General features: G+C 37.9%; 1 protein-coding gene and 1 pseudogene. Both read right to left on the minus strand.

Annotation, left to right across the window (positions count from 1 at the left end):
• Nucleotides 1–423 precede the first annotated feature (423 nt).
• Nucleotides 424–1560: a S8 family serine peptidase gene (locus D5018_RS21055; protein ID WP_121840931.1), complete on the minus strand. Its 1137-nt coding sequence runs from the start codon at nt 1558–1560 to the stop codon at nt 424–426.
• 913 nt (nt 1561–2473) lie between these two features.
• Nucleotides 2474–3070, minus strand: a pseudogene (locus D5018_RS21065) (transposase); the annotation flags it as partial.
• Nucleotides 3071–3204 lie beyond the last annotated feature (134 nt).

The following is a 3204-nucleotide window of genomic DNA, read 5'->3' on the forward strand; positions in this document are numbered from 1 at the left end:
CTTCTGTGCCATACGCAGTTACGTTTCGAGTTGCAGAAAGCAAAATATAACAGCTTCAACAGCGCTGAACTTGTTGTTCAGTGGGCATTTGCCAGATATTTTTGTTCAGTAGGCTGAATAGTTACGATAATTAATGGTATTGCACTCTTAGTCAGTCGTAAAAAGGTTATTATTCAGTTCAAATCAAGAGCAAAAAAAACTAATAAGCATTATACCTTGTGAAACTCAAAAATGGACAAAACCTTGATAGCACTTTGGAGTGTTCAATAATGCTATCATTGGACATCAATCCTTCTCAGCCCTTTCACCAAGATAATTAAGAAGTTGTACTTTTCCATCAAGAAAAGCTTAAGAATAATGAGATCAGCTTTACTTTAAATGTATGAGCAACCTAAGAAAGATTGCTCATTATATTAATGTAAATTACAGATGAATAATTGGATCTGATGTTCCATCAGGATCATTTGTTGCGACTCCATCAGTTGAAGGATTGCCACCTGTCATCATAAGGACTGCACACGCAGCAGGAGAAGCCATAGAAGTTCCTGATAATGTTGTTGTTCCTCCACCAGATTTCGTTGAAAGAATACTTACACCAGGGGCTGCATAATCTACTGGTGGGTTATCAAAATTAGAAAAACTAGCAAATTGATCATTGGAATCAGTCGCTGAAATAGTAAAGATACGTTGTCCTGACGCACTGGCTGGAGAGACATTTGAGGCACTTTGGGATTCATTTCCTGCTGCAATAGCAAAAAATGCTCCTGATTGCTGAGCTGCATTTTCAACAGCATCATTAACTTCTTGGCTAAAGCCACCACCTAAACTCATATTTACGCAATCGCCTTCGCTTGCATGTGCAGCAACATAATCAAGACCAGCTATAATACCTGAATAACTTCCGCTCCCTCTGGCATTAAGCACTTTGACAGGAACAACTGTTGCACCTGCTGCTACACCAATAACATCGATGTCATTGTCTATCGCAGCAATGGTACCTGCAACATGAGTTCCATGACCATTTTTATCATCAAAACCAGCATCACGCCCTGATGTAAATGCACTAAAAGCTCTAGTAGTATCAACATTCAAATCTGCATGATCGACATCAATACCTGTATCAAGTACCCAAGCTGTACGACCTACGCCATCTACAGCTCCTCCAACTCTTGTCACACTCCAAGGAGTTACTTGTGGATTGGAACCTCCATCCCCTGGCTTAGCACCTCCTTTGGGGTTGGCATATATTTTACCGTCGGGGATAAAACTAATGATCTCTGAATTATTTGAAAACATAGTCTTAGCCTTGTTGCAGTTCACGTTTACTGCCATTCCTTTATACGAATTTTTATAAATATGCTTTGCTTTTGCCGATGCTTTAGCCAGCATCCCTCTTGCTTTTCCTTCAACGTCAAATTTTGAAATGTCGTCGCTAAATCGAATAATGCAAGTATTCGATATTTCAAGGTCGAAAGCAGATTCGTTATTTATTTGCTCTGCCTGAGCAGATATAGAGCTGAGGGAAACTGTGATTGAAAAAGCTAAAAATGATTTTTTCATGGTTGTTTGCCTTTCTTATATTGGTTTTAGTTGTGGCTTCTAAGCTGTGATGCTTCTTGTGCTGTAAGCTTATAAAACAAACCTTCAAGCAGTATCGGTAGAATGACTGCGCAAACAGTATGTAACAAAATAGCAACATTTCAAGCTGAGTAGATTTTAAACGGATAGAGAATATAAATTCAGGATTTGAAAGGCTAGAAATCTTCTTAATATAAGTTGAGTCAAAGGTATATTAAGCCATAATCTTATTTTCAATATTAATCAGTCAACTCAATTAGAGTAAAACAGTCAATACTTATTCGTTATTAGTGCAGGTACTATCTGGTCGTACCGCTTATAACTTTTAAGCATTATATATATCGTTTTGAGTCATTTTCTAGAATTGTTTTTTTCCATTTATATTCTTCAGATTGAAAAGTTTTGAGGAGCAAATGTGCCAGCCGATCAAGCTGGCATGGCTTGGCGGATAAGCGACACCTGTTACCAGATGCAGCTCTCCTGAGAACCCAGCGTGTAACTTTCACTGCACTGGGCTCAAGCCTCCACAAAGGCGTACTACGTTACCCAGTAACTACAAAGAGTTACCTTCGCAATACACATTTGAAGCTTTAATATCTGTAACATAATGGATTCCATTTATTACAGGAAGGAGAGGCACTAATCTCTAATGAGCTCATCATTTGCGTTTCTCCATTAATAAAGTTCTTCAAACTTTTTTGCAACGGGAGACCAGCTGGAAGGTAACCATTCACCAAGCCTCTCTTGCTTTCTGTGAAACAAATCACTTGATCTAACATTGTTACTTGCTCGATCTTTTTATGGTGCTTTTATGTTCACATGAAAAAGAAAAAGCTATATGAGAAAGATGCGCCCCAGCCTTCAAATTTGATAGAAGCTAATTTACTCACTCATGTTACGCACTAACAGCTTTTAGAGACTGAAGTTCTGTAAAAGCTGTTTTTAGGGTTTTCATGTACAGTTTTGCCTTGAAGCCGAATTTGCCTAAATTAAGCTTCAAAGACAGTGTTTCTAACTTAAACGCACTATAAATTGAAAGAAACTGGTGGTTCCTGTGAGTTCTTATCGCATGTACTGATGATCGAGTAATCCCTGCATTTGATTTCAATGACTTGTGAAATACTTCTACATTCCATCGTTTTTGATAGATTGCTTGTATTAACTCATCACTACAATCAAGATCACTGCATAACAAATAAAGCTCGCCTGTGCTTCCGTCTCTGTTTTTAAAGACTTCTTTGGATAGCAACAAAGCAAAATCCACTCCTGCTATCCAAACTTTTACAGATTGCCCTTTTTGAAATTCAAGCGTATCTACTCGTTGTGATATTTTGTGCCTTTTATCACCTTCACTCAACGATATCAGACGATTTGATTTACAGGCCATTACGAAATTTTTGTAGCAATTGTGTTTGATATATCTCATATTTTCATTTGAACAAAACCAAGAGTCGGTTAACACATATTTAAATTTGAGTTGGTTTTGACAACTTACATGTTGCGTATTCCTGCGGATATGATCGCTGATTCCTGCCCATCGTGATCAAGCGTCACATCAGAGCACCAACCTTTATGCATTTTTAGTCTATTTGATCACCATCAGTCAAGATTTCCTCTTTTTTTCGC

Source organism: Parashewanella curva (assembly GCF_003675895.1).
Taxonomy (GTDB): Bacteria; Pseudomonadota; Gammaproteobacteria; order Enterobacterales; family Shewanellaceae; genus Parashewanella; species Parashewanella curva.

Coding starts and splice junctions, on each gene's coding strand:
- D5018_RS21055 (WP_121840931.1), bottom strand. CDS start 1,560: ATGAAAAAATCATTTTTAGCTTTTTCAATCACAGTTTCCCTCAGCTCT.